The organism is Stenotrophomonas sp. 220_Sma (genome assembly GCF_056487375.1).
On sequence record NZ_CM151348.1, the window covers coordinates 1,650,424 to 1,677,156 of the forward strand.

General features: G+C 64.6%; 21 protein-coding genes and 3 tRNA genes. 20 read left to right on the forward strand and 4 right to left on the reverse strand.

The annotated features are described in order from the left end of the window. Positions 1-225: 225 nt before the first annotated feature. The 9 genes from ACZLIB_RS07790 to ACZLIB_RS07830 all read left to right on the forward strand — a co-directional run bounded on the left by ACZLIB_RS07790 (position 226) and on the right by ACZLIB_RS07830 (position 13,224). On the forward strand, positions 226-3,474 hold the full coding sequence (locus tag ACZLIB_RS07790) for a TonB-dependent receptor (RefSeq protein WP_478469540.1): 3,249 nt from the start codon (positions 226-228) through the stop codon (positions 3,472-3,474). Positions 3,475-3,726: 252 nt separating this feature from the next. Next, a complete protein-coding gene (gene ppnN, locus ACZLIB_RS07795; protein WP_010486098.1) occupies positions 3,727-5,115 on the forward strand; it encodes a nucleotide 5'-monophosphate nucleosidase PpnN in 1,389 nt (462 codons plus the stop codon). A gap of 161 nt (positions 5,116-5,276) precedes the next feature. Next, positions 5,277-5,795, forward strand: a complete 519-nt coding sequence (locus ACZLIB_RS07800) for a GspH/FimT family pseudopilin (RefSeq protein WP_132809751.1) — start codon at positions 5,277-5,279, stop codon at positions 5,793-5,795. Next, positions 5,792-6,262, forward strand: coding sequence for a type IV pilus modification protein PilV (gene pilV / locus ACZLIB_RS07805; protein WP_121503796.1), 471 nt, complete (start codon positions 5,792-5,794; stop codon positions 6,260-6,262). Before ACZLIB_RS07800 ends, pilV begins: the two co-directional genes overlap by 4 nt. Continuing rightward, the gene (locus tag ACZLIB_RS07810) at positions 6,259-7,440 is read left to right on the forward strand and encodes a PilW family protein (RefSeq protein ID WP_121503795.1); all 1,182 of its coding nucleotides are present in this window, start codon (positions 6,259-6,261) and stop codon (positions 7,438-7,440) included. The genes pilV and ACZLIB_RS07810 overlap by 4 nt, the downstream gene beginning before the upstream one ends. Positions 7,441-7,520: 80 nt before the next feature. Further along, on the forward strand, positions 7,521-7,931 hold the full coding sequence (locus ACZLIB_RS07815; protein WP_343144385.1) for a pilus assembly PilX family protein: 411 nt from the start codon (positions 7,521-7,523) through the stop codon (positions 7,929-7,931). Further along, positions 7,928-12,637: a pilus assembly protein gene (locus tag ACZLIB_RS07820; protein ID WP_240792119.1), complete on the forward strand. Its 4,710-nt coding sequence runs from the start codon at positions 7,928-7,930 to the stop codon at positions 12,635-12,637. Before ACZLIB_RS07815 ends, ACZLIB_RS07820 begins: the two co-directional genes overlap by 4 nt. Positions 12,638-12,660: 23 nt before the next feature. Continuing rightward, positions 12,661-13,074, forward strand: coding sequence for a type IV pilin protein (locus ACZLIB_RS07825; RefSeq protein WP_121503794.1), 414 nt, complete (start codon positions 12,661-12,663; stop codon positions 13,072-13,074). A gap of 73 nt (positions 13,075-13,147) precedes the next feature. Beyond that, positions 13,148-13,224 (forward strand) — tRNA-Asn (locus ACZLIB_RS07830). Between the two features lie 60 nt (positions 13,225-13,284). Here the strand turns inward: ACZLIB_RS07830 and ACZLIB_RS07835 are convergent. Continuing rightward, positions 13,285-13,809, reverse strand: a complete 525-nt coding sequence (locus ACZLIB_RS07835) for a GspH/FimT family pseudopilin (RefSeq protein ID WP_478469543.1) — start codon at positions 13,807-13,809, stop codon at positions 13,285-13,287. 128 nt (positions 13,810-13,937) lie between these two features. Here ACZLIB_RS07835 and uvrB point away from each other — a divergent pair, with 128 nt between their 5' ends. The 3 genes from uvrB (at position 13,938) to ACZLIB_RS07850 (ending at position 16,317) form a co-directional block, all read left to right on the forward strand. Beyond that, positions 13,938-15,962: an excinuclease ABC subunit UvrB gene (gene uvrB, locus ACZLIB_RS07840; protein ID WP_032128896.1), complete on the forward strand. Its 2,025-nt coding sequence runs from the start codon at positions 13,938-13,940 to the stop codon at positions 15,960-15,962. 107 nt (positions 15,963-16,069) lie between these two features. Beyond that, a tRNA-Val gene (locus ACZLIB_RS07845) sits at positions 16,070-16,144 on the forward strand. Between the two features lie 98 nt (positions 16,145-16,242). Further along, positions 16,243-16,317 (forward strand) — tRNA-Val (locus ACZLIB_RS07850). Between the two features lie 98 nt (positions 16,318-16,415). Here the strand turns inward: ACZLIB_RS07850 and ACZLIB_RS07855 are convergent. Then, a complete protein-coding gene (locus tag ACZLIB_RS07855; protein ID WP_125893534.1) occupies positions 16,416-16,748 on the reverse strand; it encodes a hypothetical protein in 333 nt (110 codons plus the stop codon). Between the two features lie 182 nt (positions 16,749-16,930). On the opposite strand from ACZLIB_RS07855, the gene ACZLIB_RS07860 reads away from it, so the two are divergent. Continuing rightward, entirely contained in the window at positions 16,931-17,071 is a 141-nt protein-coding gene (locus tag ACZLIB_RS07860) for a hypothetical protein (RefSeq protein ID WP_165929929.1), read from the forward strand. Between the two features lie 44 nt (positions 17,072-17,115). Here ACZLIB_RS07860 and ACZLIB_RS07865 read toward each other — a convergent pair whose 3' ends face one another. Together ACZLIB_RS07865 and ACZLIB_RS07870 are read right to left on the reverse strand one after the other, a co-directional pair. Beyond that, positions 17,116-17,400: a hypothetical protein gene (locus ACZLIB_RS07865; protein ID WP_032128898.1), complete on the reverse strand. Its 285-nt coding sequence runs from the start codon at positions 17,398-17,400 to the stop codon at positions 17,116-17,118. 30 nt (positions 17,401-17,430) lie between these two features. Continuing rightward, a complete protein-coding gene (locus ACZLIB_RS07870; RefSeq protein ID WP_049412592.1) occupies positions 17,431-18,198 on the reverse strand; it encodes a MipA/OmpV family protein in 768 nt (255 codons plus the stop codon). A 145-nt stretch (positions 18,199-18,343) separates the two neighbouring features. Between ACZLIB_RS07870 and ACZLIB_RS07875 the strand changes: the two genes are divergently transcribed. From ACZLIB_RS07875 to lpxK, 7 genes are read left to right on the forward strand one after another with little or no spacing between them, the layout of a single operon-like run. After that, positions 18,344-19,015 (forward strand): response regulator transcription factor, encoded by a 672-nt coding sequence (locus ACZLIB_RS07875; protein ID WP_032128900.1) that lies wholly within the window; start codon positions 18,344-18,346, stop codon positions 19,013-19,015. A 1-nt stretch (position 19,016) separates the two neighbouring features. Beyond that, positions 19,017-20,369 carry a sensor histidine kinase gene (locus ACZLIB_RS07880; protein ID WP_049399928.1) on the forward strand — a complete coding sequence of 451 codons (1,353 nt, stop codon included), beginning with the start codon at positions 19,017-19,019 and terminating at the stop codon, positions 20,367-20,369. A 59-nt stretch (positions 20,370-20,428) separates the two neighbouring features. Next, positions 20,429-22,828: a DNA internalization-related competence protein ComEC/Rec2 gene (locus tag ACZLIB_RS07885; RefSeq protein WP_478469545.1), complete on the forward strand. Its 2,400-nt coding sequence runs from the start codon at positions 20,429-20,431 to the stop codon at positions 22,826-22,828. 3 nt (positions 22,829-22,831) lie between these two features. After that, positions 22,832-23,494 (forward strand): MotA/TolQ/ExbB proton channel family protein, encoded by a 663-nt coding sequence (locus ACZLIB_RS07890; protein ID WP_019337175.1) that lies wholly within the window; start codon positions 22,832-22,834, stop codon positions 23,492-23,494. A gap of 3 nt (positions 23,495-23,497) precedes the next feature. After that, on the forward strand, positions 23,498-23,920 hold the full coding sequence (locus ACZLIB_RS07895; protein ID WP_032128903.1) for an ExbD/TolR family protein: 423 nt from the start codon (positions 23,498-23,500) through the stop codon (positions 23,918-23,920). Beyond that, positions 23,917-25,665, forward strand: a complete 1,749-nt coding sequence (msbA, locus tag ACZLIB_RS07900) for a lipid A export permease/ATP-binding protein MsbA (RefSeq protein ID WP_032128904.1) — start codon at positions 23,917-23,919, stop codon at positions 25,663-25,665. Before ACZLIB_RS07895 ends, msbA begins: the two co-directional genes overlap by 4 nt. Beyond that, a complete protein-coding gene (lpxK, locus tag ACZLIB_RS07905) occupies positions 25,665-26,684 on the forward strand; it encodes a tetraacyldisaccharide 4'-kinase (RefSeq protein WP_032128905.1) in 1,020 nt (339 codons plus the stop codon). The genes msbA and lpxK overlap by 1 nt, the downstream gene beginning before the upstream one ends. The last annotated feature ends 49 nt before the right edge of the window (positions 26,685-26,733 follow it).

The window sequence follows — 26,733 nt, forward strand, 5'->3', positions numbered from 1 at the left end:
GGAAAGGCGGAGTGAAGAACCCGTCACGATTGCGTTGCGATCGGGTGCCGTTTGTCGCACAACCGTCACATTGATGGCGTAGCGTGTTAATCTAGTGTTAACCGTTGTGGCTTCCTTCAGCCAAGCGGTAGGGAACCCCAGATAAATGTCCGACCAGCCACCCGCAGGGCTGTTTGGATGCGCTTTTTTTCCGCCATCGCCAACTCGCATCGAGGCTACCGAAAAATGACCCACCCACTCCGGATGTCCAAGCTCACCCTTGGTCTCGTGGCTGCGCTCGCCGCCGCTCCCGCCTTCGCCCAGAGCACCTCTGCCGGTGTCGGCGGCCAGGTGATGTCCTCTGCAGGCCAGCCTGTCGCTGGCGCTGAAGTCACTATCACCCACACCGAGTCGGGCACCGTTTCGCGTGCCACCACCGACGCGTCGGGTCGTTACAACGCGCGCGGCCTGCGCGTGGGTGGCCCGTACACCATCACCATCACCAAGTCCGGTGAGGGCACCAAGACCGAAGAAGGTGTCTTCCTGAACCTGAACCAGGTCAACACGGTCAACGCCAGCCTCGGCGGCGACCTGGCCGCGACCAACCTGGACGCCGTGAACGTTGTCGCCACCGCCGGCGGCCTGGACCTGTTCAGCGCCACCAAGATGGGTACCGGCACCAACGTGACCCGCGAAACGATGGACGCGCTGCCGTCGGCCAACCGCAACATCCAGGACTATATCCGCCTGGACCCGCGCATCTCGCAGGTCAGCAAGGCTGACGGTGCGATCTCGGCCGGTGGCCAGAACACCCGCTACAACGCCATCCGCATCGACGGCATCAGCGCCTCCGATCCGTTCGGCCTGGGCTCCAACAACCTGCCGACCGAGCGTCAGCCGGTGTCGATGGACGCCATCCAGGAAATCAACATCGACCTGGCCAACTACGACACCACCATCGCTGGTGGTACCGGTGCGGTGATCAACGCCGTGACCAAGTCGGGTACCAATGAGTTCCACGGCACCGTGTACGGTTCGTACCGCGACAAGGACATGGTCCGTTCGCGCCTGGAAGGTGATCGTACGGACTTCAACGGCTTCAAGGACGAGAAGACCTACGGCATGACCTTCGGCGGCCCGATCGTCAAGGACAAGCTGTTCTTCTTCACCAACTACGAAAAGTACGAGCGTAGCGGTGGCGGCGTCAGCCTGAGCGAAAGCCCGTACAACAAGGATCCGGCGAAGGGGGGCATCAGCGACGCCGACATCTCGGCCGTGCAGAAGCGCATGGCGGAACTGGGTCATCCGGTGGGTAGCGTCAGCGACCTGAACAACAAGACCGAGATCGAAGAGTACGCGGTCAAGCTGGACTGGAACATCAACGAGAACCACCGTGCGGCCCTGCGCTACAACAAGATGAAGCAGGACGTCGTCCGCTTCCCGCAGGTCAGCAGCAGCGCACTCTCGCTGAGCGATTTCTGGTACACCCAGCCGACCCAGTACGAAACCTGGATGGGTGAGTTGTTCAGCGACTGGTCCGAGAACTTCTCGACCGAGTTCAAGATCTCGCACAAGGACTACTCGTCCAACCGCGTCGCTGCCTCGCACCTGCCGCAGATGCGCGTCCGTTTCGGCAACAACTCGCTGTACCTGGGTACCGAGCAGAACACCCACACCAACCTGGTCGAGTCGAAGGAACTGAGCGCCTTCGGTGCCGGTACCTGGTACGTCGGTGACCACACCATCAAGTTCGGTTTCGATTACACCGACAACGACCTGATGAACTTCTACGGCCGCAACCTGTACGGCGCGTATGACTTCCGTGACCTGGCCTCGTTCCTGAAGGGCACCGCGAACGGCTACCAGCTGCGCGTTCCGCGTCCGGGCGGCAGCCTGGATGACATTCCGGCCAAGTTCCACCTGAAGAACACCGGTCTGTTCATCCAGGATACCTGGGCGGTCAACTACAACCTGAGCCTGATGTTCGGCGTCCGCGTGGACATCCCGGACTTCACCAGCCAGACCAAGTACAACGCCGACATCCAGACGCTGTATGGTTACAACAACACCAAGCTGGTGGACAAGAGCCTGATCCAGCCGCGTGTTGGCTTCAACTACACCTTCGACAGCGATCGCCCGACCCAGCTGCGCGGTGGCGTAGGCCTGTTCGGCGGTGCAGCCCCGAACGTGTGGCTGGCAGGTGCGTACCAGAACACCGGCCTGAACTACGTTGAGTACAACGTCAGCGGCAATCCGGGTGGCTTCAGCGTCGATGCCGACAATCCGTTCATCCCGGATCCGTCGAAGATCATCGCCCGCCAGAACGTCGACATCATCAACCCGGGCACCCGCCTGCCGTCGGTATGGAAGGCCAACCTGGCCTTCGATCACGAACTGCCGTGGTATGGCATCGTGGCGTCGGCCGAACTGCTGTTCACCAAGGTCAAGGATGGCCTGTACTTCGAGCGCCTGGACCTGACCAATGGCAAGGGCAATGGCCCGACCTACGTGTCCGCACAGGACGGTCGTGAGATCTACTGGAACGACAAGGGCCTGAACCAGGCCAACAGCAAGATCGACAACCGCAGCGGCGACAACCTGGGCATGGAGAACGGCACCAACGGCGTGCTGAACCGCAACTACCGCCCGAACAACATCGGCGACGTGCTGCTCCTGCGCAACACCAACAAGGGCCGTGGCAGCCAGGCGACCTTCTCGCTGGCCAAGCCGCTGACCGAGAACTGGGGCTGGTCGCTGGGTTACACCTACACCCAGTCGAAGGAAGTGAGCCCGCTGACCAGCTCGCAGAACACCTCGAACTGGAACAACACCCAGATCCTGAACGCCAACGAGAACATCGCGTACAACTCGCGCTATGCGATCAAGGACCGTGTCACCGGTACCCTGGAGTGGAAGCACAACTTCTTCGGTGACAACGCCACCCGCGTCGGTCTGTTCTATGAAGGCCGTTCGGGCCGTCCGTACAGCTACGTGTTCTACAACGATGCCAACGGCGACAGCGCAATCGGCAACGACCTGTTCTACGTGCCGAAGGGCCCGGGCGACGTGATCTTCGTGGGTGGTGCAACCATGGAGCAGAAGTTCTTCGACTGGCTGGCGCAGAATCCGGAACTCGATGCTTACCGTGGCAGCACGGTGCCGGCCAACCAGCACCGCGCCAAGTGGGTCAACAGCTTCGATGTCCGCATCAGCCAGGAGTTCCCGGGCTTCGCGAAGACCCACAAGGGTGAAATCGCGCTGGACATCATGAATGTCGGCAACCTGCTCAACAAGAAGTGGGGCCTGATCGACGACTACGGCTTCTACGCCACCCGTCGCGTGGGCAACTTCGCAGGTATCGATCCGGCCACCGGCAAGTACGTGTACTCGTTCACCGGTGCGGATGATTCCTCGGTCCAGGAAAACAACAACGACAAGGGCAACACCGCCGTGTCGCGCTGGTCGATGCAGCTGACCGTGAAGTACAAGTTCTGATCCATCAGAGCCTGAAGCAGTAAGTGAAAACGGCCGGGGAAACCCGGCCGTTTTCCGTTCATGCGAAAGTCCTTGCAGGTCATCTGGCATCGGCGTAGCATCCGGAAATGTGCGCGGTGCCAACGCCGCCGATGCGGTCCCGGAAAGGCGAACGCGGGAAGCACACATCCAACGGTCGGGCTTCCCGGCCGTTTTGCTTTTTAAGGGGGCGGCAGTACAGTCGGAAACCTTGAAGGAAGCGAAAAATTGGACATGACCACGAACGAAAAATCAGCCCGTGCACTGCCGGTGCAGGATGCGCGGATCTACCCGCGCGGTGGGCTGGATGTGCTGTCGCGGGCCGAAGTGGCCCGCCTGCGCGATGCGTCTGCCGGCGGTATGCACGAGCTGCTGCGCCGCTGCGCGCTGGCCGTGCTGACCAGCGGCAGCGCCTCTGACGATCCGCGCGCGGCGCGCGATCTGTATCCCGATTTCGACATCCAGGTGGCGCAGCAGGATCGCGGCGTGCGCATCGACCTGGTCAATGCACCGGCGATGGCCTTCGTCGATGGCGAGATCATCCGCGGCGTCGCCGAACTGCTGTTCGCCGTGGTGCGTGACCTGGCCTACATGGCCATCGAGATGGGCCCGGCCTACGCGGCCGAGCTGGAGTCGTCCGAGGGCATCACCAACGCGGTGTTCGGCCTGCTGCGCAATGCGCGCATCCTCAACCCGGGCGACCCGAACCTGGTCGTGTGCTGGGGTGGCCATTCGATCTCGCGCGACGAGTACCTGTACACCAAGCAGGTGGGTTATGAGCTGGGCCTGCGCGGCCTGGACATCTGCACCGGCTGCGGTCCAGGTGCGATGAAGGGCCCGATGAAGGGCGCCACGATTGCTCACGCCAAGCAGCGCCGTACGGTGACGCGTTACATCGGCCTGACCGAGCCGGGCATCATCGCGGCCGAGTCGCCGAACCCGATCGTCAACCACCTGGTGATCATGCCGGACATCGAGAAGCGTCTGGAGGCCTTCGTCCGCATCGGCCACGGCATCATCGTGTTCGCCGGTGGCGTCGGCACCGCCGAGGAAATCCTGTACCTGCTCGGCATCCTGCTGCGCGAGGAAAACAAGGACCTGCCGTTCCCGCTGATCCTGACCGGCCCGACGGTGGCAGCGCCGTACTTCGAGCAGATCGACCGCTTCATCCGCCTGACCCTGGGCGATGCGGCCGCCGAGCGCTACGAGATCGTCATTGGCGACCCGGTGGCGGTGGCCAAGAAGATGGCCAACGGCATCAAGCGCGTGCGTGAGCACCGCCTGGCACAGAAGGACTCGTTCTTCTTCAACTGGTCGATCGAGATTCCGTGGGAATACCAGCAGCCGTTCGTGCCGACCCACGAGGCAATGGCCGCGCTGGACCTGCACCACGGACGTGCCCCGCACGCGCTGGCGGCCGACCTGCGTCGGGCGTTCTCGGGCATCGTTGCCGGCAACGTGAAGGAAGACGGCATGCGCCGCATCGAGCAGTTCGGGCCGTTCCAGATCCATGGTGACCCGGACATGATGCAGGCCCTGGACGCGCTGCTGCGCGCCTTCGTCGAACAGCGCCGGATGAAGATCTCCGGCGAATACCAGCCCTGCTACCAGGTGCTGGCCTGAGCCTGCGCCGGCGCGATGGGGATCGTGCCGGGACAGGCAGGGGAGGGCGGGCCGTCAAGGCGTTGACGCCCGTCGCCCCGGAATGACCGTTCATCCTGCCGCCGCTTGCCGGTGGCAGGGCGATGGCCCATGGTGGCCATCAACACGCTGGGGAGCGTCCAATGTCTTTGCGCCGGCAAAACGGCTTTACGCTGGTTGAGTTGATGGTCACGGTTGCCGTGCTGGCGATCCTGAGCACCATCGCCTATCCCAGCTTCCAGAGCACGATCCGTTCCAATCGGATGGCCACGACCAGCAACGAGTTGATGGCCTCGCTGGCGTTGGCGCGCTCGGAAGCGGTCAAAAATGCGCACGGCGCTGGCATGTGTGCTTCCAGTACCGGTACCGGTTGCGATGGCAAGTCATGGACCGACGGCTGGATGGTTTGGGATGACACCAACGGCAATGGCGGCTTCGATGCCGGGGAGGCCGTCCTGCGCTACAGCGAGCCACGCGCAGCGATGTCCGGGGTTGATGTGAAAACGGTGTCGGTGGCGTTCGATCCCCGTGGGCGCAGTCGGGCCGCTACCGCCACCGACATTACTCTTCGCCCGGACAAATGCGGTGACCAGCCACTTCAACGGCGTCTGACGGTGTCGCTGACGGGCCAGCTCAGGTTGCACAAGGAGGCCTGCAAATGAATCGTCGTCGCATCCAGTGGAAGACGGCGCGCCATCGCGCGCAGAACGGGTTCAGCCTGATTGAAGTGCTGATCGCCATTCTTGTGCTCGGCATCGGGCTGCTTGGCTTTGCCCTGCTTCAGACCATGAACGTACGCTACGTCCAGAGTGCGAACTACCGTACCCAAGCCACCAATCTCAGTTATGAACTGCTCGATCAGGTCCGTATCAACCGTGTAGCTGCCGCGTTGTACGTAGGTGACTACTCAGCGACTACAAGCGAGTGCAATCCGCCGATCGGCAAGGACATTGATCAGGCCGCCTTCATGAAAGATTGGCGTTGCCGGTTGGGTAAAGCACTAGGCGACAACGCCAGTGCATCCGTCACTCGCAACAACAACGTGGTCACTGTGCGCGTCAGCTGGGGAGATGAGCGCTGGAGTGCAGATGCCGATGACACTACCTTCAGTGCGAGTACACGCCTGTGAGCACGCTTCGTTCCCGTCGTCATCTGGCTGGCGTGTCGATGATCGAGCTCATGATTGCGCTCGCGATCGGCCTGATCATCATGCTCGCCGTGATCCAGGTGTTCGCCGCCTCCCGCGCCGCCTATCAGTTGTCCGAGGGTATGGCGCGCGTGCAGGAAAATAGCCGCTTCGCGATGGATACCCTGCAGCGCGAACTGCGGATGGCCGGCCATTTCGGTTGCGTCAACGACCAGTCGCACGATCTTTCCGGATCGCTGCACAGCACTTTGACTGCCAACGCGCATCCAACCCTGGACTTCGGACGTTCCATTCAGGGCTATGAAGCTGTCGGGACCGCGCCCGGCAAAGATGTCACGATCAGCGCAGATCCGCCGACTGGTGGCGTGGACTACCTCCCCGTGCTGCCGAAGGAGATCGCTGATGCCCTGCCGAACCGGGTCAACGGTAGCGATATCGTGGCAATGCGTTACCTGATGCCCGACGGTGTCCCGGTAACCCTGATCGGCGGCACCGCGTCCAAGCCGATCTTCAGTTTCGATCCCAAGCGCGTAGCGGTGCTCAACAGTGGTGTCAGCAATCCGGGGTTGTTCGGTGTTGCGGATTGCATTTCCGCGACCACGTTCCAGGCCAATGCAGTGAATGCCACTGCCGGTACCGTGACCTTTGACACCGCGCCGAACAACACCGGCACATTCAGCAGCGTCTATACCGAAGGGCAGACCATGTTGCATCGCGCCGAAAGCGTGGTGTTCTACGTTGGTAAAGATGCCGACAGGGAGCAGACCTCGCTGTACCGCGTCCGCTTCGGCGCCGCTCCCAATGGTGCATTCACTGCCGGCGCGCCCGAAGCGCTGGTCGAGGGTGTGGCCAACATGCAGCTGCTGTATGGGCAGGATCGCGGCCTGACGCGGACCGCACCAACCGGCTTCATCGACCGCCAAGGCACCGCTGATGACGTGGAGAAGTCATTGACCGATACCGCGCAGGCCTGGCGACGTGTGGGTGCGGTGCAACTGGGTCTGGTTATGTCCAGCCCGGATCCGGCCGCTGCTGTGCAGGCCAAGGACGGGGCGGCACTCACTGCGCTGGGGGTCACCTTCGCCGCGCCCAGTGATGGCCGCATGCGCTCCACCTACCAGACGACCATCGCAATCCGTAACCGCCTGTTTGGCAACTGAGGCATCCCATGGCTCTACGCGCGCCCCGCTGGCAACCTCCTCGCACCCAACGGGGTGCGGTGCTCTACGTTGCCCTGATCATGCTCATCCTGCTGGCCCTGATCGGCATCGCAGGCATGCAGGTGACAGGCATGCAGGAGCGTATGGCGGCCAATTATCTAAGGACCAACCTGGCGTTCCAGAACGCCGAGCAGAACGCTCGTCAGGTTGAGGACACCATTGCCACCACCATCGAGGGCGGTGGGTTGTACGCTGCGGCGCAGGAGGCCTGCAGCCCTACCTACGACCCACTGACCTGGGCCAATGGAGTTTCCGCCAATTCGGCGCAGTACACCCGTCGGATCGACAAGTGCTTCCCGTCCTCCAGCCGTCGCGTGGGTGCGAAGTTGAACGAAGACACCGGCAACATCTATCAGGTCACTGCCCTGTCCAGTGATGCCACCACCAACGCTTCGGCCAGCGCCGTCATCGATACGGTTTTCATTCCATGAACACTCCGCGCCGTTTCCTCCGCCTCACTCCGTCCCAGTGGCTGCGATGGGGTACCGCTGGTGCTGTCGTCGCTGCTGTCGCCGCACTGGTGATTCCGCTACGTGCGGCCATTGGTGACTTCGATATCGCCCAGGAGCCGCTGTACAGCAAGCAGAGCCAGCCACCGCTGATGATGATGGTGATGTCGCGCGACGAACAGCTGTTCAACAAGGCATACAGCGACTACACCGACATTGGTGGCGGTCCTGATGGCAGTGAGGACGGCATCCTCGATACGACCTATCTGGATGCGTTCGAGTACGGCGGCTACTTCGACTCCAAGCTCTGCTACTCGGTGACAGGCACTGGCGCCAATGCACTGTTCAAGGCTGCGGCAAAGGGCGGCGGCAGTAACGGCCACAGCTGCACAGGCCAGTGGTCAGGCAACTTCCTCAACTGGGTCACCATGAGCAGGCTGGACGTCATGCGCAGCGTGCTTTACGGTGGACTGCGCACCACGGACAGCCTGACCCAGACCATCATTGAACGCGCGCGGATTCCCAATGATCTGCACGCATGGGTGAAGGTGTATACCGGTTCAGACATCGGCAATTTCGCACCGCTGACGGCGAACTCCACCGGCTGGTCATTCTGCAATGGCAACACATCTGCCACCAGCGGATCGTTGATGCGGGTGGCTTCGGGCAACTGGTCCGAGTGGGCAGCGACGGCCAGTTATCAGTGCGGCGTCGGTCGTACCGATACCGACGGCAAGCGCGACGTGCCCGGGTCGGCGGCGGACTATGCTGTACGCCTGGATGTCTGCGCGGGAGGCACTGATGCATTGCGGGAGAACTACTGCCGCAAGTACACCAGTGGCAATACCGATCGTTACAAGCCGGCCGGCCTGCTGCAGACCTATGGTGAGAGCGGGCGCCTGCGTTTTGGCCTGATTTCCGGTACATATGCCAATCCGCGTGATGGTGGCGTACTGCGCCGGAACATCGGCAAGCTGGCCGGCAATGGTGACAGCTTCTGCGGCACCGGTGACGAGATCGATCTCTCTACCGGCCAGTTCTGCTACATGAAGTCCGGCGCGACCGCCAATGGTGAAGGGGTGATCAACACGATCTCCAACTTCAGCATCGACCAGTGGAACTGGAAGGACAACTGGAGCGACTGCAACCAGTACGGCATCCTCAATCGTGTAGGTACCGATAATTCGAAGATCCTCAATAACCCGGGTGCGGGCAACCAGAGGTGCAGTGCCTGGGGCAATCCGCTGGCGGAGATGTATGCAGAGGCGCTGCGGTATGTGACCGGTGGAAGCAAGGTCTATGGTGACTCTGGTGACCTCGCTACGCTGCCAACCGGAATTGCCTGGGTCGACCCCTATCGGGACCCGGCCAAGGGCGGAAATTCCTATTGCGCCACCTGCAACATCCTGGTCATGTCATCCGGCCTGCCGTCATTCGACAGTGACAACATAGGTACGTTGCCAGTTTCGATCAACGCGACTACCGCGACCAACGATATCGGAACCGCTGAGGGCATCGCCGGCAAAAGCTGGATGATCGGCCGCGTCGGTGCGACCCCGAGCGGTACTGTGCTCAATACCCACGAAGACATATGCCAGGGACGTACCGTCGACAATCTCAGTCTGGCGCGCGGCATCTGTCCGGATATTCCTTCGATGGAAGGCAGTTATCTCATGGCCGGCATGGCCAAGTCTGCGGCGGCGACGGACCTTCGTCCGGGTGTACAGAGCAAACCGGCCAGTTACAAGATCACGGCTACCACGTACACCGTTGCGATGGCCGAGAATCTGCCGAAATTCGAAATCAAGGTCGGCGGCAAGACCATCAGCCTGGCACCGTTGTGCCAGGCCAACAATGACGGTTGGTTGGAAATCGCCGACAGCGGCTGGCGCAGCTGCTTCCTGGGTTCGGTTGGTATTGGAGTGAAGTCCGGCGTCAACAACAACAAGTACGGCCGACCGTATGCGAACGATGCGAGCTCGGGCAGCTTCTCGCTGGTGTGGGAGGATTCGCTGTGGGGCAACGACCACGACAACGATGTCGTGGCGATGATGAGCTACTGTGTAGGGGCGGCCTGCAACTCCGTGCCAGCCGGCGCCAACGACATCTGCTGGCGTGCCGATCCGATCCGCAGCGTGGTCGCCAATACCACCACCACACTGTGCAACCGCGACTCGTCCAGCCGTGGCACTACGCTGCGCAGCGCCGTGGCGGCCGATGAGGTGCTGATCCGGATCGAGAACCTCTCCGCCTTCGCCGGAAACGCGATGCTGACCGGCTACACCATCTCTGGCTCAAATGCCGCCAACACGGTGCAGAGGCTGACCCTGCGCAAGGGTGACTATAAAAGGGGCACTACTGGCCCTGCTCGCAATGGTTCCGTCATTACCCAGTCCGATGATTTCCCGAGTACTTGGGATCGGCCGGTTGTGATCAAGTACAAGGCCTCAAGTGGTGCGGCGGCCGGCCAGCTGGAAAGTCCGCTGTGGTATGCCGCCAAGTATGGCGTGCCGGCTGGCAAGAAATGGGACAGCAAGAAGCCCGGAGTGCCCGACAACTACTTCCTGGCTCGCAATCCTTCCAAGCTGCGCCAGGCGCTGGATGACATCTTTGCCAGTGCTGCCGAGGGCGACGCGCCGGTCGGTGGCAGTGGCTCGGGTGCACGCATCACTACCGGCTCGTTCACGGTAGGCTCGCATTACAAGGTTACTGCCGGCTCAAATGACTGGACGGGGGACGTGGTGGGAACCCAGGTGCTGCCCAGCGGCGCCGATGGTGATGAATTGTGGCGTGCATCGAGCAGGATGGCGGGCGCCAACCGCAAGATCTTCATGGCGACATCCGCCAATATGCAGGACACCAAGGATGTGGTCACGCCGGTAGCTGCAGCGGCGTTCACGGCGTCCAGCATTCCAGGCAGTACCCGCGCGCAGAAGCTGGCGGTGATGGGCTTCAGCACCACCCCGACGCCGATTCCGGCTTGGTTCGGTAGCACGACTGTCGACCAACTGGTCAACTATCTCAGCGGCAGCGCAGTGCCTGGGCTTCGGACCCGCACCTCGCCTCTGGGTGACATCATCAACTCCACTACCGAAATCGTGTCCAACCGCGATGATTTTGGCTATGGGGGATGGACGGCGCAGGGCGTTGTGTGGAAGCAGACGCTCGGCAGTGCCTACAAGACCTTCCTGAATGCCAAGCGTGCGGCGAATGGACCGCCAACCATGGTCTATGTCGGTGCCAACGACGGCATGTTGCACGGCTTCAATGCCAGCACCACAGCGGCGGCGGGCAGGGAGGAGTTTGCTTTCATTCCGTCCACATCGCTGCAGCACATTGCCGAACTGGCGAACCCGAAGTATGGCCACCGCTACTATGTGGACGGGCCGGTGACATCTTCGGATGTCTATTACGGTGATTCCTGGCATACCGTGGTGGCGGCGACCACCGGCGCCGGCGGCGCGAGCAAGGCGCCGAATGCGGCAAGCGTTGGCAATGGCTCGGTATTCGCTCTGGATGTCAGCGATCCGACCGGGTTCGATGCCAGCAAGGTCCTGTGGGAAGTATCCGGCAAGAACGAATCCGATCTTGGTTTCGTGCTTGGCAAGCCAGCGATCGTTCCGTTGACCAGCGCCACCAGTGGCGGAGCACCGCGTTTTGTCGCGTTGTTCGGCAACGGTGTGAACTCGTCAGGCGGCAAGGCTGTGCTGTATGTGGTCGATATCCAGACCGGCAAGGTGCTCAAGCGCTTGAGTCCGGCTGATTCCAAGTATGTTGGCCGCAATGGCCTGATGAACATCGTGCCGGTGGCACTGAAGAATGCGGACGGGGTGACCGATACGGTTTATGGCGGCGACATGAAGGGCAATCTGTGGAAGTTCGATCTGTCCAGCAATGATCCAGCCAACTGGAACGTGGCCTACAGCGGAGCACCACTGTTCACTGCAACCCGCAACAACGTGGCCCAGCCCATCACCGGAAGCATCGAAGTCAGCAGTGGTCCGGCCGGTGGCATCAGTTTGTTCTTCGGTACCGGGCAGTACTTCGCGGCCGACGACAACACCGTCAACGCGAATACCGGCGTGCAGACGCTGTATGGCGTATGGGACGATCTGAAGACACCGATCGCCGACCGCACCAGCCTGGTTCAGCAGAGCGTTCTGGTTGGTACCGACAGCAATGGCTATGAGACCCGCGACATTACCTCCAATCCGGTCAGCTATACGAACAAGCGTGGCTGGTACGTAGACCTGACAGTCGATTCAATCGTTGATGGTGAGCGTTTCATTGCAACGCCGACGATTCAGAGCGGCCGTGTGTTCTTCCTGACCTATGTTCCCGGGAGTGCAATCTGTGGCAGCGGCGGGGTCAACTGGCGCTACGGTGTGTATCTGCTGACAGGCGGGGGAGGCATGTCTGGCCTCAGCGACAAGCCTGGCGGTGATTCGATCTGCACCGGCAACTGTGGTGGAATCAAGTTGACCAAGGGAGGTAAGGGCAGCCAGGGCGGACCTATTACCAACAACAGCGTGTTCGTACCCAAGCTGACACCCTGCGACCCCAGCAAAACCAAATGCAAGGTGGATGAGTTACTGGAGCCATGCACCTATATGCTTGGTACCCAGGGGGCCGATGGCATGTATCTGCCCCGGCCCTGTGGGCGCCAGTCATGGCGGCAGATTCGATGAACTGTTTGCAATCCGGGAAGCCCATGCGCATGAAATCCCCACTTCGTATCGTCCGTGGTTTCACTCTGATCGAGCTGATGATCACCGTTGCCGTAGTTGCGATTCTTGCCGCTGTTGCCATGCCGGCTTACACCGAGCACGTGCGCAAGGCTCGGCGCGCTCAGGCCAAGGCCGATCTGGTTGAGCTGGCGCAGGTGTTGGAGCGCAACCACACCACTCAGAATACCTACGCCGGTCTGACTCTGCCGTTCACCAGTTCGCCGCGCAACGGCACCTCGTTCTATGCACTGTCTTTGAATGGTGATGCGACCGCAGCCACGTTCGAGTTGCAGGCGGTACCGGAGAATGGCCAGGAAGACGACAAATGCGGGACCCTGGCCTTGGACCAGGCCGGACGAAAGACGCCAAGCGCCAGCGAGGGCCCCGGATGCTGGTGAAGGGCGTGCCGATTTGCCACATCGCAGAAAAGGCTTGCACTCCCCTGCAAACGCTGGCTAAAATGCGCACCCCGCCCGAATAGCTCAGCCGGTTAGAGCACTTGACTGTTAATCAGGGGGTCGTTGGTTCGAGTCCAACTTCGGGCGCCAGATTCGAAAAAGCCGCGAGAAACCGCGGCTTTTTTCGTTTCCACGATGGCATTGCAGGTTTCAGCAGGGGGTGGACCTGCGCGGGCGCTGGCTCCTGACCCGTCCGGGGACGCTGATGATGACGCGGCTGTGCTCCTGTCCATCCACGCACAACACGATGGACTGGTTGGTACCGGCATTGCGGCCGTCGGGCCGGAACCGCACGTCGGGCCGATGATCGCTGGTGCGCAGGTCGACATGACGCTGGCGTGTCCTGTGCATGCGCAGTTCCCTTGCGGCGGCGGTCGCGCTGTTGGCCGGTTCGACCTGCACCCGCCAGCCCTGGCTCCATGCCTGGTCACACATCATGCCGTCCGACGATCCGCAGACCGTCACGCGGCGGTGTTCGGTGATGGCGGCGCTGCGCGCCATCGACAGGCTGGCGACCAGTTCGGCGCGCAGCGCTTCCGCCTGGACGTGCCGCAGCGTGCGTTGCCAAGGGCCCCAGGCCAACGCCAGCAGGACCGACAGCACCATGACGGCGACCAGCAGCTCGATCAGATGGAGCCCGCGGTGGAGCCGGGCAGGGCGAAGACGATGAGGCATGCCTCCAGCCTCGACGTACGCCGGGGCATTCACCATCAGCCAACGCCGCGCTCACCTGCCCGGAAACCCCTCAGCGGGCCGTCACTCCATGCCCCGTATACTCATCACTCCCGGGAACTGGCACCACCATGAGCGACCGTTTTGAACTCGTCTCGCCGTATTCACCGGCGGGCGACCAGCCTGATGCCATCGCGAAGCTGACCAGCAACTTCGAAGCGGGCATCGCCAAGCAGACCCTGCTGGGCGTCACCGGCTCGGGCAAGACCTACACCATCGCCAACGTCATCCAGAACGTGCAGAAGCCGACGCTGATCATGGCGCCGAACAAGACGCTGGCGGCGCAGCTGTATGGCGAGTTCAAGGCGTTCTTCCCGCACAACGCGGTGGAGTACTTCGTCAGCTACTACGACTACTACCAGCCGGAAGCCTACGTACCGTCGTCGGACACCTTCATCGAGAAGGACAGTTCGATCAACGAGCACATCGAGCAGATGCGGCTGGCGGCGACCAAGACCCTGTTGTCGCGCCCGGACGCGATCGTGGTGGCGACGGTGTCGGCGATCTATGGCCTGGGCGCGCCGGAAGACTACCTGTCGCTGCGCCTGATCCTGTCCAAGGGCGAGCGCATCGACCAGCGCGACCTGATCAACCACCTCACCCAGCTGCAGTACACGCGCAACGAATACGAGCTGCAGCGCGGTACCTTCCGCGTGCGTGGTGAAGTCATCGACGTGTTCCCGGCCGAGTCGGACAGCGAGGCGCTGCGCCTGGAGCTGTTTGATGGCGAGGTCGAGAAGATCACGTTGTTCGATCCGCTCACCGGCGAGACGCTGCGCAACATGCAGCGCTTCACGGTCTACCCGAAGACCCATTACGCCACCACGCGCGAGCGTGTGCTGGCGGCGATCGAGACGATCAAGGTCGAGCTGAAGGAGCGCCTGGAGCAGCTGTACGCGCAGAACAAGCTGGTGGAGGCGCAGCGCCTGGCGCAGCGCACCCAGTTCGATCTGGAAATGATGGCCGAGGTCGGCTACTGCAACGGCATCGAGAACTACTCCCGGCACCTGACCGGCAAGAACGCCGGCGAACCGCCGCCGACATTGTTCGACTACCTGCCGGCCGACGCGCTGCTGGTGATCGACGAATCGCACGTGACCATTCCGCAGATCGGTGCCATGTTCAAGGGCGACCGTTCGCGCAAGGAGACGCTGGTCGAGTTCGGGTTCCGGCTGCCCTCGGCGCTGGACAACCGGCCGCTGCGCTTCGAGGAGTGGGAAGAGCGCTGCCCGCGCAGCATCTATGTGTCGGCCACGCCAGGCCCCTATGAGTACCGCGAAGCCGGTGACGAGATCACTGAACTGGTCGTACGCCCCACCGGCCTGATCGACCCGGTGGTGGAGATCCGCCCGGTGGGCACCCAGGTTGACGACCTGATGAGCGAGGCCAACGCGCGTATCAAGGCCGGTGACCGTGTGCTGGTCACGACGCTGACCAAGCGCATGGCCGAAAATCTCACCGAATACCTGACCGAGCACGGCATCCGCGTGCGCTACCTGCACTCGGACGTGGACACGGTCGAGCGCGTGGAGATCATCCGCGACCTGCGCCTGGGCAAGTTCGATGTGCTGGTGGGCATCAACCTGCTGCGCGAGGGCCTGGACATGCCCGAGGTGTCCCTGGTGGCGATCCTGGATGCCGACAAGGAGGGCTTCCTGCGCTCGACCGGCTCGCTGATCCAGACCATCGGCCGTGCCGCCCGCAACGTGCGTGGCAAGGCGATCCTGTATGCGGACAAGATCACCCGCTCGATGCAGGCGGCGATCGACGAGACCGACCGCCGTCGCGCCAAGCAGGTCGAGTACAACGAGCAGCACGGCATCGTGCCGCGCTCGGTGGCGCGTCCGATCACCGACGTGCTGGAAGGCGCGCGCTCCGATGCGGCCGAGAAGGAAGCAAAGAAGGGCAAGGGCAAGGGCAGGCCCGGCGTTGCCGAGGAGGGGAGTGACTATCGATCGCTCAGCCCGGCCCAGCTGGCGTCCCGTCTCAAGGCGCTGGAGCAGCAGATGTACCAGCACGCCAAGGACCTGGAATTCGAGGATGCAGCCCGCGTGCGTGACCAGATCCGGCAGCTGAAGGAAGCGAGTCTGGGCTGAACGCGGCAGTGCAGCATCTTCTTCACAAAAGTGTTGCGCTTCACGGCCGGCATCCGTAATATACGCGGCCTGCACCGACGCAATCGCGGACGTTCAGAAGCAAAATCGGGCGGTTAGCTCAGCGGTAGAGCACTACCTTGACATGGTAGGGGTCACAGGTTCGAACCCTGTACCGCCCACCACGAAGTCCCTGGAAGGGGGCTGTCGTGAACTGCAAAGCCCGGCCCTGGCGCCGGGTTTTTACGTAGCAAGGCCAGCTTTCGGGCGGCAAGAACAAGATGGGCGGTTAGCTCAGCGGTAGAGCACTACCTTGACATGGTAGGGGTCACAGGTTCGAACCCTGTACCGCCCACCACCTGGCTCCCGGCATTGCCGGTGCAGCGGTGGATCACGACGGAAGCCGGCCTTGTGCCGGCTTTTCTCGTTTCAGGCATCGATCACGGTTCCACATGGTCAGCGTTGCACGACCAGGTCTTCGACGCTGATCATCCGCTGCAGCTTCCAGTGACCGTCCACGCGCTCCCAGAGCTGGGCGACGCGAACCGTCGCACCACGCGTGGGCTGGGCAACGCCGGGTTCGTGTTGCAGGGGCTGGTTGGCCAGCCTCAGGACCCGGTCCTGGCGCAGCCGGTAAAGCAGCAGGGAGGGCGAACCGCAATCCTGTCGTACGACGTCCGGCTGCTGGGTTTCGGCAAGCAGGATCTGGCTGCGAAGGGCCTCTTCAGTGGGCCCGTTGCCAGCGCCGAACAGGCTGGAGAGCAGCAGCATCAGGGCAAGCATCGGCATGGCACGGTGCTCCAGCGGGAAAGTGCACGCAGGCTGGCATGACATGTGGGGTGCTGCAGCCGGCCTGCGACGAAGGCCGGAATTGAACCGCCAAAGACGGCCGGGGGGCGATGAATCCGGGCCGTGCAGGCGTAGACTCCGGTCTACCGCGCAATCGCGCCGTCACTGCAAGGAGCTGCCGCATGAGTGATCACGTTCCGGTTTCCCGGCCCAATCCCATCATCGAACTGCTGTTCGGCGGCAACATGCTGGAGGGTACCTTCAAGGCGGTGATCTGGGTGGCCCTGCTGGCGGCAGTGCTGGCGTGGACCACGTTCCGCTGAGTCTTCCCGCTGCCTGCGGCAGCGGCGGCGTCGCAGGCCTGCGCTCAGGCGCTGAAGGCCTGGCGCAGGCTGCGCAGCGTGGCCTGGCGATGTTCCTTTGCGGTCGCTTCGCCCATCTCCAGTTCCTGCAGGCGCAATCCCACCAGCGTCATCGACAACGCGTAGCCGCGTGCCGCATCGGCAGCACGCGAAAGGCCCAGTGCGCGGCGCGTCAGCGCGTTCACGTGTTCCAGGTCGGGCAGCAGCCCCAGGTAGACGCGCTCGGCGCTGTCCAGGTCGGGGGCACGCAGGATCGCGTGCGCTTCAGCAGCAGGGGAGACGGAGGCCATGGGGGGTCCTTGTCCGTTGCGGGCGCTCGATCAGAACGAGCGCATCAGGGAAACGAAGGCCGACGTCTGCGTACCGCGACGGGCCATCGGGCTGTCCTTTACTGCATCGCCGAACCACTGGTTGGCGACGACGCCGGTCGCGCGCCACTTCGTGCCCAAGGGCGTGCTGACTGCGATCTGCAGGCTCGGTGATGTCGCGCTGCCCGGGTTGTAGGCGGCGAGTCCCGAGCGCAGCGCTTCTTCGTCGGTGATGCCGTAGTAGTAGTCGAGCAGGCGCGCACTGGAGTGCACCACGCCGACCTTGGGCACCCAGGTGAAGCGACCGGCCTGGATCGGATAGCTGTAGTGCAGGCGCGACTCCATGCCACCTCCGTGCCCGGTGACCTCGCGCATCACGCTGGCCTCGACGATGCCCCAGTCGGCGCTGTACTCACCGTTGATGCCGGCCATGGCCGACATCTGCCGGCTGTGCAGGCGACGTAGTTGAGGATCGTTCACGTCGTCGGTCTTGAAGCGCAGCGTGTAGGGCGTGACTGCCGCCGACAGGCGCAGGCCCTCGCGCTTGTACAGGTACATGCCCAGCGAGCCCGGGCTGGCGAAGAAGCGCTCGCCCTGCCAGGCAATGGACGGTACGACCAGCGGCTTGACGTCGTAGTGGGCGTACGCCCCCGAGGTCGCGCCGGCACTGATACCGGCCTGCACGCCCGGGTTCCGGTCGGCGGCGTGGGTGATCAACGGCAGGCCGATGGCAGCGGAGAACAGCAACGGGCGCAGCAGGGTCGGGGACAGCGACGGCATCGATCAACCACTTTGCGGGGGATGGCTGTGCATGGTGCGGGTACAACATTGTCAGAACATTGCGCCTTCGCAACTGGCACACGAAGACGCCCAAACCTGGCGCCAGGCACTATGATCGGCACCGTTTCCGGTAGCCGAGCCCCTGATGCGCATTCTCCTGGTCGAAGACGATCCCGATCTGTCCCGAGCCCTGCAGTCGGGCCTGGAGCGGCAGGGCGTGGTCGCCGACGTGGTCGGCAGCCTGGCCGAAGCCGCGGTTGCGCTGCGCGAGCCGGTGCATCAGCTGATGCTGCTGGACCGTCAGCTGCCAGATGGCGATGGCGTGGCTTTCGTCGCCACCGCACGCGCGCTGCGCCCGAACCTGGCGGTGATCATGCTGACGGCCAAGGGCAGGTTGTCGGACAAGGTCGAGGGCCTGGATGTCGGTGCCGACGACTACCTGGTGAAGCCGGTGGCGATCGAGGAGCTGATGGCGCGGATCCGTGCTGTCTCGCGGCGGCCCTCGGCCATGGTGACACCGAGCCTGCATCTGGGCCGGCTGGAATTCGACTTCGAATCGCTGCAGGCACAGGTGGAGGGCCAACCGCTGGCGCTGCCGCGGCGCCAGGTGCTGGTACTGCAGGCACTGGCGATGCGCCAGGGGCGCACGGTCACCCGCACGGCACTGGAGGCCGCGGTGTACGGCTTCGACGATGAGATCCAGTCCAATGCGCTCGATGCGCACATTTCCAAGCTGCGCAAGGCGCTGCAGCAGGCCGGGGCGGGCGTTGAAATCCATGTGATCCGGGGCGTCGGCTACCTGCTGGCGGAGGCCTGAGATGGCGCGTCCGACACGTCCGATCCGTTCCATCACGCTGGGGTTGGCCTGGCGGTTGTTCCTGGCGCAGGCCTTCACCGTGCTGTTCGCCGTTGTTGCGCTGATCCTGACCTGGGGCGACAAGGACACCTGGGGCATGGACATGTTCATGGCCGAAGCCGTGGCCAAGGCCGTGCACAGTGAAGGCGGGCGGTTGGTGCTGGACCAGGCGCGCTGGAACAAGCTCGACGCCGAGGCCGGGGGCAACCTCTGGTTCGCGGCGGTCGACGACAAGGGTGTCTGGCTGGAACGCGGCACGATTCCGGCGATCCACGCCCCGCTGCTCGCGCGCCTGCCGACGCTGGGTGCCACCGAACTCGGCTCGCTGGTGCCGCCGTACCTGGACGTGGCGCGGGTCATGATCCGCAAGGAGGACGGGCGGCGCATCACGGTGATGGTGGGTGGGGCGCCGAAGGGCGGGTTGCTGGACGGTGCGCTGATGGTGCTGCGCCTGATCGGGCTGTGGTTTTTCCTGCCGCTGATCGTGATCACGCTGCTGGTCATGCCGACCGTGATCCACCGCGCGATGCGCGGCGTGCGCCGCTCCGCACAACAGGCCAAGGAGCTGGATATCGGCCAGCCGGGGGCGCGTCTGGATGCGCAGCTGGTGTCGACCGAGGTCGCACCGCTGGTGGAAGCCTTCAACGACGCGATCGACAAGGTGCAGCAGGGGTATGCCGCGCGTGACAAGTTCCTTGCCGATGCCGCGCACGAACTGCGGGTGCCGATTGCAGTGGTGCAGGCGCGCCTGTCGCAGTTGCCGCAGGGCGAGCTGAAGTCGCAGCTGCTGACCGACGTGGCGCGGCTCGGTAACGTTGCCGAGCACCTGCTTGACCTGCAGCGACTTGATCGTAATGTCGGCGCACTGCAGCGGCTGGATCTGGCGTTGCTGGTGCGCGAAGCGGCCGCCGATCTGGCGCCGCTGGTGGTGGGGGCCGGTTACGGCTTCGAAGTGGATGCACCCGAGATGCCAGTGTGGATCCATGGCGACAGCCTGGCGCTGGGGCGGGTGATCGCCAACCTGGTGCACAACGCCATCGTCCACGGCGGCGGACGCGGCACCATCTGCGTGCGCCTGGATGCACGTGGCCTGCTGGAGGTCAGCGACCAGGGCGCCGGTATTCCGGTGGGCGACCGTGAAGCGATCTTCGAGCCGTTCCATCGTCTGCGCGCAGCGGGTAGCGGTAGTGGCCTGGGCCTGCATCTGGTGAAGGAAATCGTGCAGCATCACGGGGGTTCGGTCAGTGTCGGCGAAGCTGCCGGCGGTGGTGCCAGCTTCCGGGTCAACTTCCATCGCGGCACCGTCCGGCGCTGACAGCCACGCGGGGAAATCCCCGATAGGCAACCTCCTACGTCCCTCGGCAGGCTGCTGGAATGGTTCCCGAACGTTCCGCTCCGGCACTGTTTGGCCCCGGCTGCGCCGCCGGCCTGGTGCTGGGCGCGCTGGCCTGCGTGCAGATGCCGGCACTGCTGCCGTTGTGGCTGAGCGCGCCGATGGCCGTTGCCGGCGTCGCGGGCTGGCTGCTGCGCTGGCGCGGCCGCGCGTGGGCTGCAGTCCTGCTCGGCCTGGCATGGGCAACAGTGCACGGGCAGTGGGCCCTGCACGGCCAGCTTCCACCCGGTGCGCCGCCGCAGGATGTGCAGGTGCGGGGGCGGGTGGCCGATCTTCCACAGAGAGGGGCCGGCTACACACGTTTCGTACTGCACGTGGATGACGCCGATGCGCCGCCAGTGCTGCGTGGCAAGCGCCTGCAGGTCACCTGGAACGACCCGTGGCGCGGATCGCCAGCGCACCAGGCGGAGGGCGGGCGCCACGCGGTTCGTGCGGGATCACATTGGCAGTTGTCGTTGCGCGTGCGCGCGCCACGCTCGCGGATCAATCCTGGCGGCTTCGACGGCGAACGCCATGCATTGCTGCGCGGTATTTCCGGCAATGGCACGGTGCGCGACCCCGGCGCTGCGCGTGAGCGCGCGCCTGCGCAGGGCCTGCCGGCCTGGCGCGAGCGCAGCAGTGACGCCATCGCAATGCAGGTGGCACATCCTGCCGCGCGGTTCGTGCAGGCCCTGGCACTGGGCGACACGCGCGGCCTGTCCGACAACGACTGGGAACACCTGCGCGCGCTGGGCCTGACCCATCTGGTCGCCATTTCCGGTTTCCACGTTGGCGTGGTGGCTGGCTTTGGCGTACTGCTGTGCCGCGTGTCGTGGTGGCTGTGCCCGGTGCTGGGACGGTTCTGGCCTCGGCCGCAGGCGGCGGCATGGGGCGCGGCACTGGCCGCAGCCGTCTATGCCGTGGCCGCCGGCGGCGCGCTTCCAACAGTGCGTGCGGCGCTGATGATCGGGCTGGTGGCACTGGCCCGTGCCGGGCGTCGCCCGGTGGGTGCGGGGCAGGGACTGGCCCTGGCCGCGATGGTGATGCTGCTGCCGGCGCCGCTGTCGGTGCTGTCGGCCGGCTTCTGGCTCAGCTTCGGGGGCGTGCTGTGGCTGCTGTGGTGCCTTCCACGGACCGGGCCGGACGGCGTCGGTGGGGGCCTGCGCGGCTTTCTGGCCGCCCAGGGCGTGGCCAGCCTCGGCCTGTTGCCGCTGTGCGTGGCCCTGTTCGGCGGCACCGCGCGCTTGGGGCCGCTGGTCAATCTGCCGATCATTCCGTGGTGGACCCTGCTGGTGGTGCCGTTGTCGCTGCTGGGTACCGGCCTGCACGCGTTGCATGATGGCGCCGGGCGCTGGGCATGGCGCGCCGCCGCCTGGCTGTTCGAGCTCAGCTGGCAGGCCCTGCAGCCACTGGCGCTGCACCCGCAGGCGATGTGGTGGCTGGCCGAGGCACCGCGCTGGGCGGTGCCGGCGGCATTGGCGGGGGTGTTCTGGTGGCTGCTGCCACGCGGCGCTGGCGGTGGCCTGGCAGGCCTGCTGCTGTGCCTGCCACTGCTGTGGCCCGCCCGGCATGCACCGGCTGAAGGCGAACTGGAGCTGCTGGTGCACGACGTAGGGCAGGGCACCGCGGTGCTGGTGCGTACGGCGAGGCACGCGCTCTGGTACGACGTGGGGCCGCCGACCGGCGGCGACGGCAACGAACGCATTCTGGTCCCGGCCCTGCGCGCGCTCGGACAGGGGCCGCCCCAGCAGGCGATGCTCAGCCATGACCATCTTGATCACACCGGCAGCCTGCCGAGCCTGCGAAGGCAGCTGCCCGGGCTGCAGCTGCTGGCGCCACCGGGCAGCACCATCGCCGGCGCTGCGCCCTGCCAGCAAGGGATGCAGTGGCAGTGGGACGGAGTTGATTTCCAGGTCCTGCACCCGGCACCGGGCAGCCGCCAGGCCGAGAACGAGGACAGCTGCGTGCTGCGCGTCGCCAGCCGTCACGGCGTGGTCCTGCTGCCTGGCGATATCGGCCGCCCGGCCGAGCAGGTGCTGCTGCAGGCGTCTCCGGCAGCACTGAAGGCGGATGTGGTGCTGGTGCCGCACCATGGCAGTGGCGGCAGCTCCAGCGCGCCGTGGGTGGCCGCCGTGGCGCCACGGCTGGCGGTGGTCTCGGCCGGGCACCGCAACCGCTTCGGGCACCCCCGCCAGGACGTGGTCCAGCGCTGGCAGGCGCAAGGGGCGGAAGTGCTGGCCACGACCGATTCCGGGGCGATCCGCATATGGCTTGGCGCACAAGGGCTGCAGCTGCGTGAACAGCGCATCCACGCATCCCGGTGGTGGGATGCCGCTGGGCGGGCGCGGTCGGCTGCTATCCTATCGCCGATCGAACAAGCGGCCGTTGGGCCGGAGGGTTGAAACGTGTGGGAACTGGTCAAGGCCGGTGGCTGGCCGATGGTGCCGCTGCTGCTGTTGGGCGTACTGGCTTTGGCGATCATCCTGGAGCGTTTCTGGTCCCTGCGACGTACTGAAGTGCTGCCGCCCGGCCTCGGCCAGGAAGTGCGCAACTGGGCGGCACGCGGCAAGCTCGACCCCGCCCACCTGCAGACCCTGCGGGCGAACTCGCCGCTGGGCGCGCTGCTGGCCGCCGCGCTGGAAGCGCGCAACCGTCCGCGTGACCAGATCCGCGAGCGCATCGAAGACACCGGCCGCCACCTGGTGCACCGCATGGAGCGTTTCCTCAACGCGCTGGGCACCATCGCATCGGCCGGGCCGCTGCTGGGCCTGCTGGGCACGGTGATCGGCATGATCCAGATGTTCCTGGGCATCCTCGACCATGGCGTGGGTGATGTGAACCAGCTGGCCGGTGGTATCGGCAAGGCGCTGGTGTGCACCGCCACAGGCATGATCGTCGCCATTCCAGCGCTGATGTTCCACCGCTACTTCAAGGGCCGTATCCACGGTTACGTGGTGGAGATGGAGCAGGAAGCCAGCGCGCTGCTGGATACGCTGGATGGCCGCCCCGGCGTGATGAACCCTGCTGCTGCCACGCGCCCGGCCGGCGCGGCCACGGCGAAGGCCTGATCGATGCGTATCGGCAACGACCGATCCCAGGATGAGCCGCATATCGACCTGGTGCCACTGATCGACGTCATCCTGGTGCTGATCATCTTCTTCGTGGTCACCACCACCTTCGATGCGCGCTCGACACTCCAGGTGGAGCTGCCTACGGCCAGCCAGCAGCCCAGCAATGAGCCGCCGCGCTCGTTGAGCGTGCTGATCAACGCCGAAGGCCGCTACTTCATCAATGACCAGGAAGTGCTGCGCAGCGACGTCGAGTCGGTCAAGCAGACCATCGCGGCCGTTGCCGGCAGCGACCGTACCCAGCCGGTGCTGTTGCGTGCCGATGCCCGCACGCCCTATCAGGCCGTGGTGACCGCGCAGGATGCGCTGGGTCAGCTCGGCTTCCGCCGTATTGCCATTGCAACAGCACCCGAGGTGCGTCCATGAGTTCCAAACACGCGCCGGTGTGGCCGATCTACAAACGTCTGCTGGGATACACCCGTGCCTACTGGGGCATGATGGTCGCCGCCGTCATCGCCATGGCGGTGGAGTCGGTAGCCGGCTACCACTTCACCAAGCTGATGGAGCCGCTGGTCAACCGTGGCTTCGTCAATCCCGAACCGAAAATGGCGGTGATCCTGCCGCTGACCATCCTTGGCCTGTTCCTGATGCGCAGCGCCGCCACCTGGGTGAGCGACTACGCGCTGGCCAAGACCGGTCGCAGCGTGGTGCGCGACCTGCGTGAACAGGTGCTGGCCAAGTACCTGCACCTGCCGTCCTCGCATTTCGATACCGAATCGACGCCGGTGATGGTCAGCCGCCTCAACTTCGATACCGAGCAGGTCACCCAGGCCAGCGCCGATGCGCTCAAGACCGTGGTTGCCGACACCCTGACCATCATCGCAATGCTGGCGGTGATGCTGCAGATGAGCGTCAAGGTGACCGTGGCCATGCTGGTGGTGGTGCCGATGATCGGCGTGATCGTGTCTTACGTGGGCAAGCGCTACCGGCGCATCAGCCGCGGTATCCAGGACGGCATGGGCACGATGGCGCAGACCGCCGAGCAGTCACTGGCGGCCCAGCAGGAAGTGAAGGTGCACGGCACCCAGCAGCATGAGATGTCGCGCTACTCGCGCCTGGCCAACCGCATGCTGGCGCTGAACATGAAGGTGGAAATCACCCGTGCCGGTGCCTCCAGCGTGGTCCAGTTCCTGGCCGCGCTGGCGCTGGCGGTGATCGTCTGGGTGTCGACCCGCGAAGCACTGGCAGGGCGCCTCAATGCCGGCCAGTTCATGGGCCTGATGATCTCGATGACGGCGATCATCCCGTCGCTGCGCCGCCTGACCAGCGTGCAGTCCTCGATCTCCCGCGGTGTGTCCGCCGCCGAGCGCCTGTTCGACATCCTCGACATGCCGGTCGAGCGCGACGAAGGCCGCAACACGGTGCAGCGCGTGCGTGGCGAACTGGCCTTCGAGCACGTCATGCTGCGTTACCGCGAAGACAGTGGCATCGCCCTGGACGACATCAGCTTCGTGGCCAAGCCGGGTACGGTCACCGCCATCGTTGGTCGATCCGGCAGCGGCAAGACCAGCCTGATCCGGCTGGTGCCGCGCTTCTACGAACCCAGCGGCGGGCGCATCACCCTCGACGGGGTGGCACTGGACGACTATCCGCTGGCCGACCTGCGTCGCCAGGTGGCGATGGTCGGGCAGAAGGTCATGTTGTTCGACGACACCATCGGCGCCAACATCGCCTATGGCATGGACGCGACGGATGAACAGATCCGAGCGGCAGCTGAAGCCGCGAATGCCTGGGAGTTCATCGCACGCATGCCGCAGCAGCTGCAGACCCCGGTGGGCGAGAACGGCGCGCTGCTGTCCGGTGGCCAGCGCCAGCGCCTGGCGATCGCGCGTGCGATCCTGCGCGACGCGCCGATCCTGATCCTCGATGAAGCCACCGCAGCGCTGGACAACGAATCGGAGCGCCTGGTGCAGGACGCGCTGCAGCGATTGATGCCCGAGCGCACCACGCTGGTCATCGCGCATCGCCTGTCGACCATCGAGCATGCAGACCAGGTGCTGGTGATGGATCACGGTCGCATCGTCGAGCGCGGTACCCACAAGGAGCTGCTCACCATGGGTGGCCTGTACCAGCATCTGCACAGCATGCAGTTCCGCGAAAGGCAGGACTGATGGCCGGCAAGGGTACCCAGACCCCGCCGTACTGGTACGACGGCACCCCGGTTCCGTGGGCAATGCGCCTGCTGGCGCCGCTGTATGCCGGCGTCACCGCGCTGCGCCGGCGCGCCTATCGGCGTGGCTGGCGCAAGCGCTACACGCTGCCGGTGCCGGTCATCGTGGTTGGCAACATCACCGCCGGTGGAACTGGCAAGACGCCGCTGACCATCGCGCTGGTGGAGCGCCTGCGCGCCGCCGGTTGGAAGCCGGGCGTGGCCAGTCGTGGCTACGGCCGCGAAGATGCCGACAAGCCGCTGTGGGTAAAGGCCGATACGCCGACCGCCAAGGGTGGCGACGAGCCGGTGCTGATTGCCTGGAAGACCGGCGTGCCGGTGCGCGTGGACAGTGATCGTGTTGCAGCCGGCAAGGCGCTGATCGAGGCCGGCTGCGATGTGATCGTCTGCGACGACGGCCTGCAGCACTACCGGCTGGCACGCGACATCGAGATCGAGGTGGTCGATGCGCAGCGCCGCTACGGCAATGGCCGGATGATTCCGGCCGGGCCGCTGCGTGAGCCGGTCAGCCGCGCCAGCGAGTGCGATTTCCGCGTGGTCAACCTCGGCCAGGCCGATGAGGAGACTGCAGCACAGGCCTGCGGCTTCGGCCAGTGGCCGATGGCCCTGCACATCGACAGCGCACAACCGCTGGCCGGTGGCCGTGCCCGTCCGCTGTCGTATTTCAAGGGCCAGCGCGTGCACGCCGTGGCCGGCATCGCCCACCCGCAGCGCTTCTTCGACATGCTGCGCGCGCGTGGCATCGGCGTCGTGCCGCACGCCTTCGCTGACCATCAGGCCTATCAGCCGCAGGACCTGTCCTTTGGCAGCCAGCTGCCGGTGCTGATGACCGAGAAGGACGCGGTGAAATGCCGCGCGTTCGGCAATGACTGGCACTACGCGGTCCCGCTGCGCGCCGAGCTGCCTGCCGCATTCTGGGTGGCGCTGACCGACCGCCTGGACAAGCTGCGACCGAACTGAGTGGCGCGGCGGCGCTTGCATTCATGCGCCGCCGGCCGCATTCCCGTTG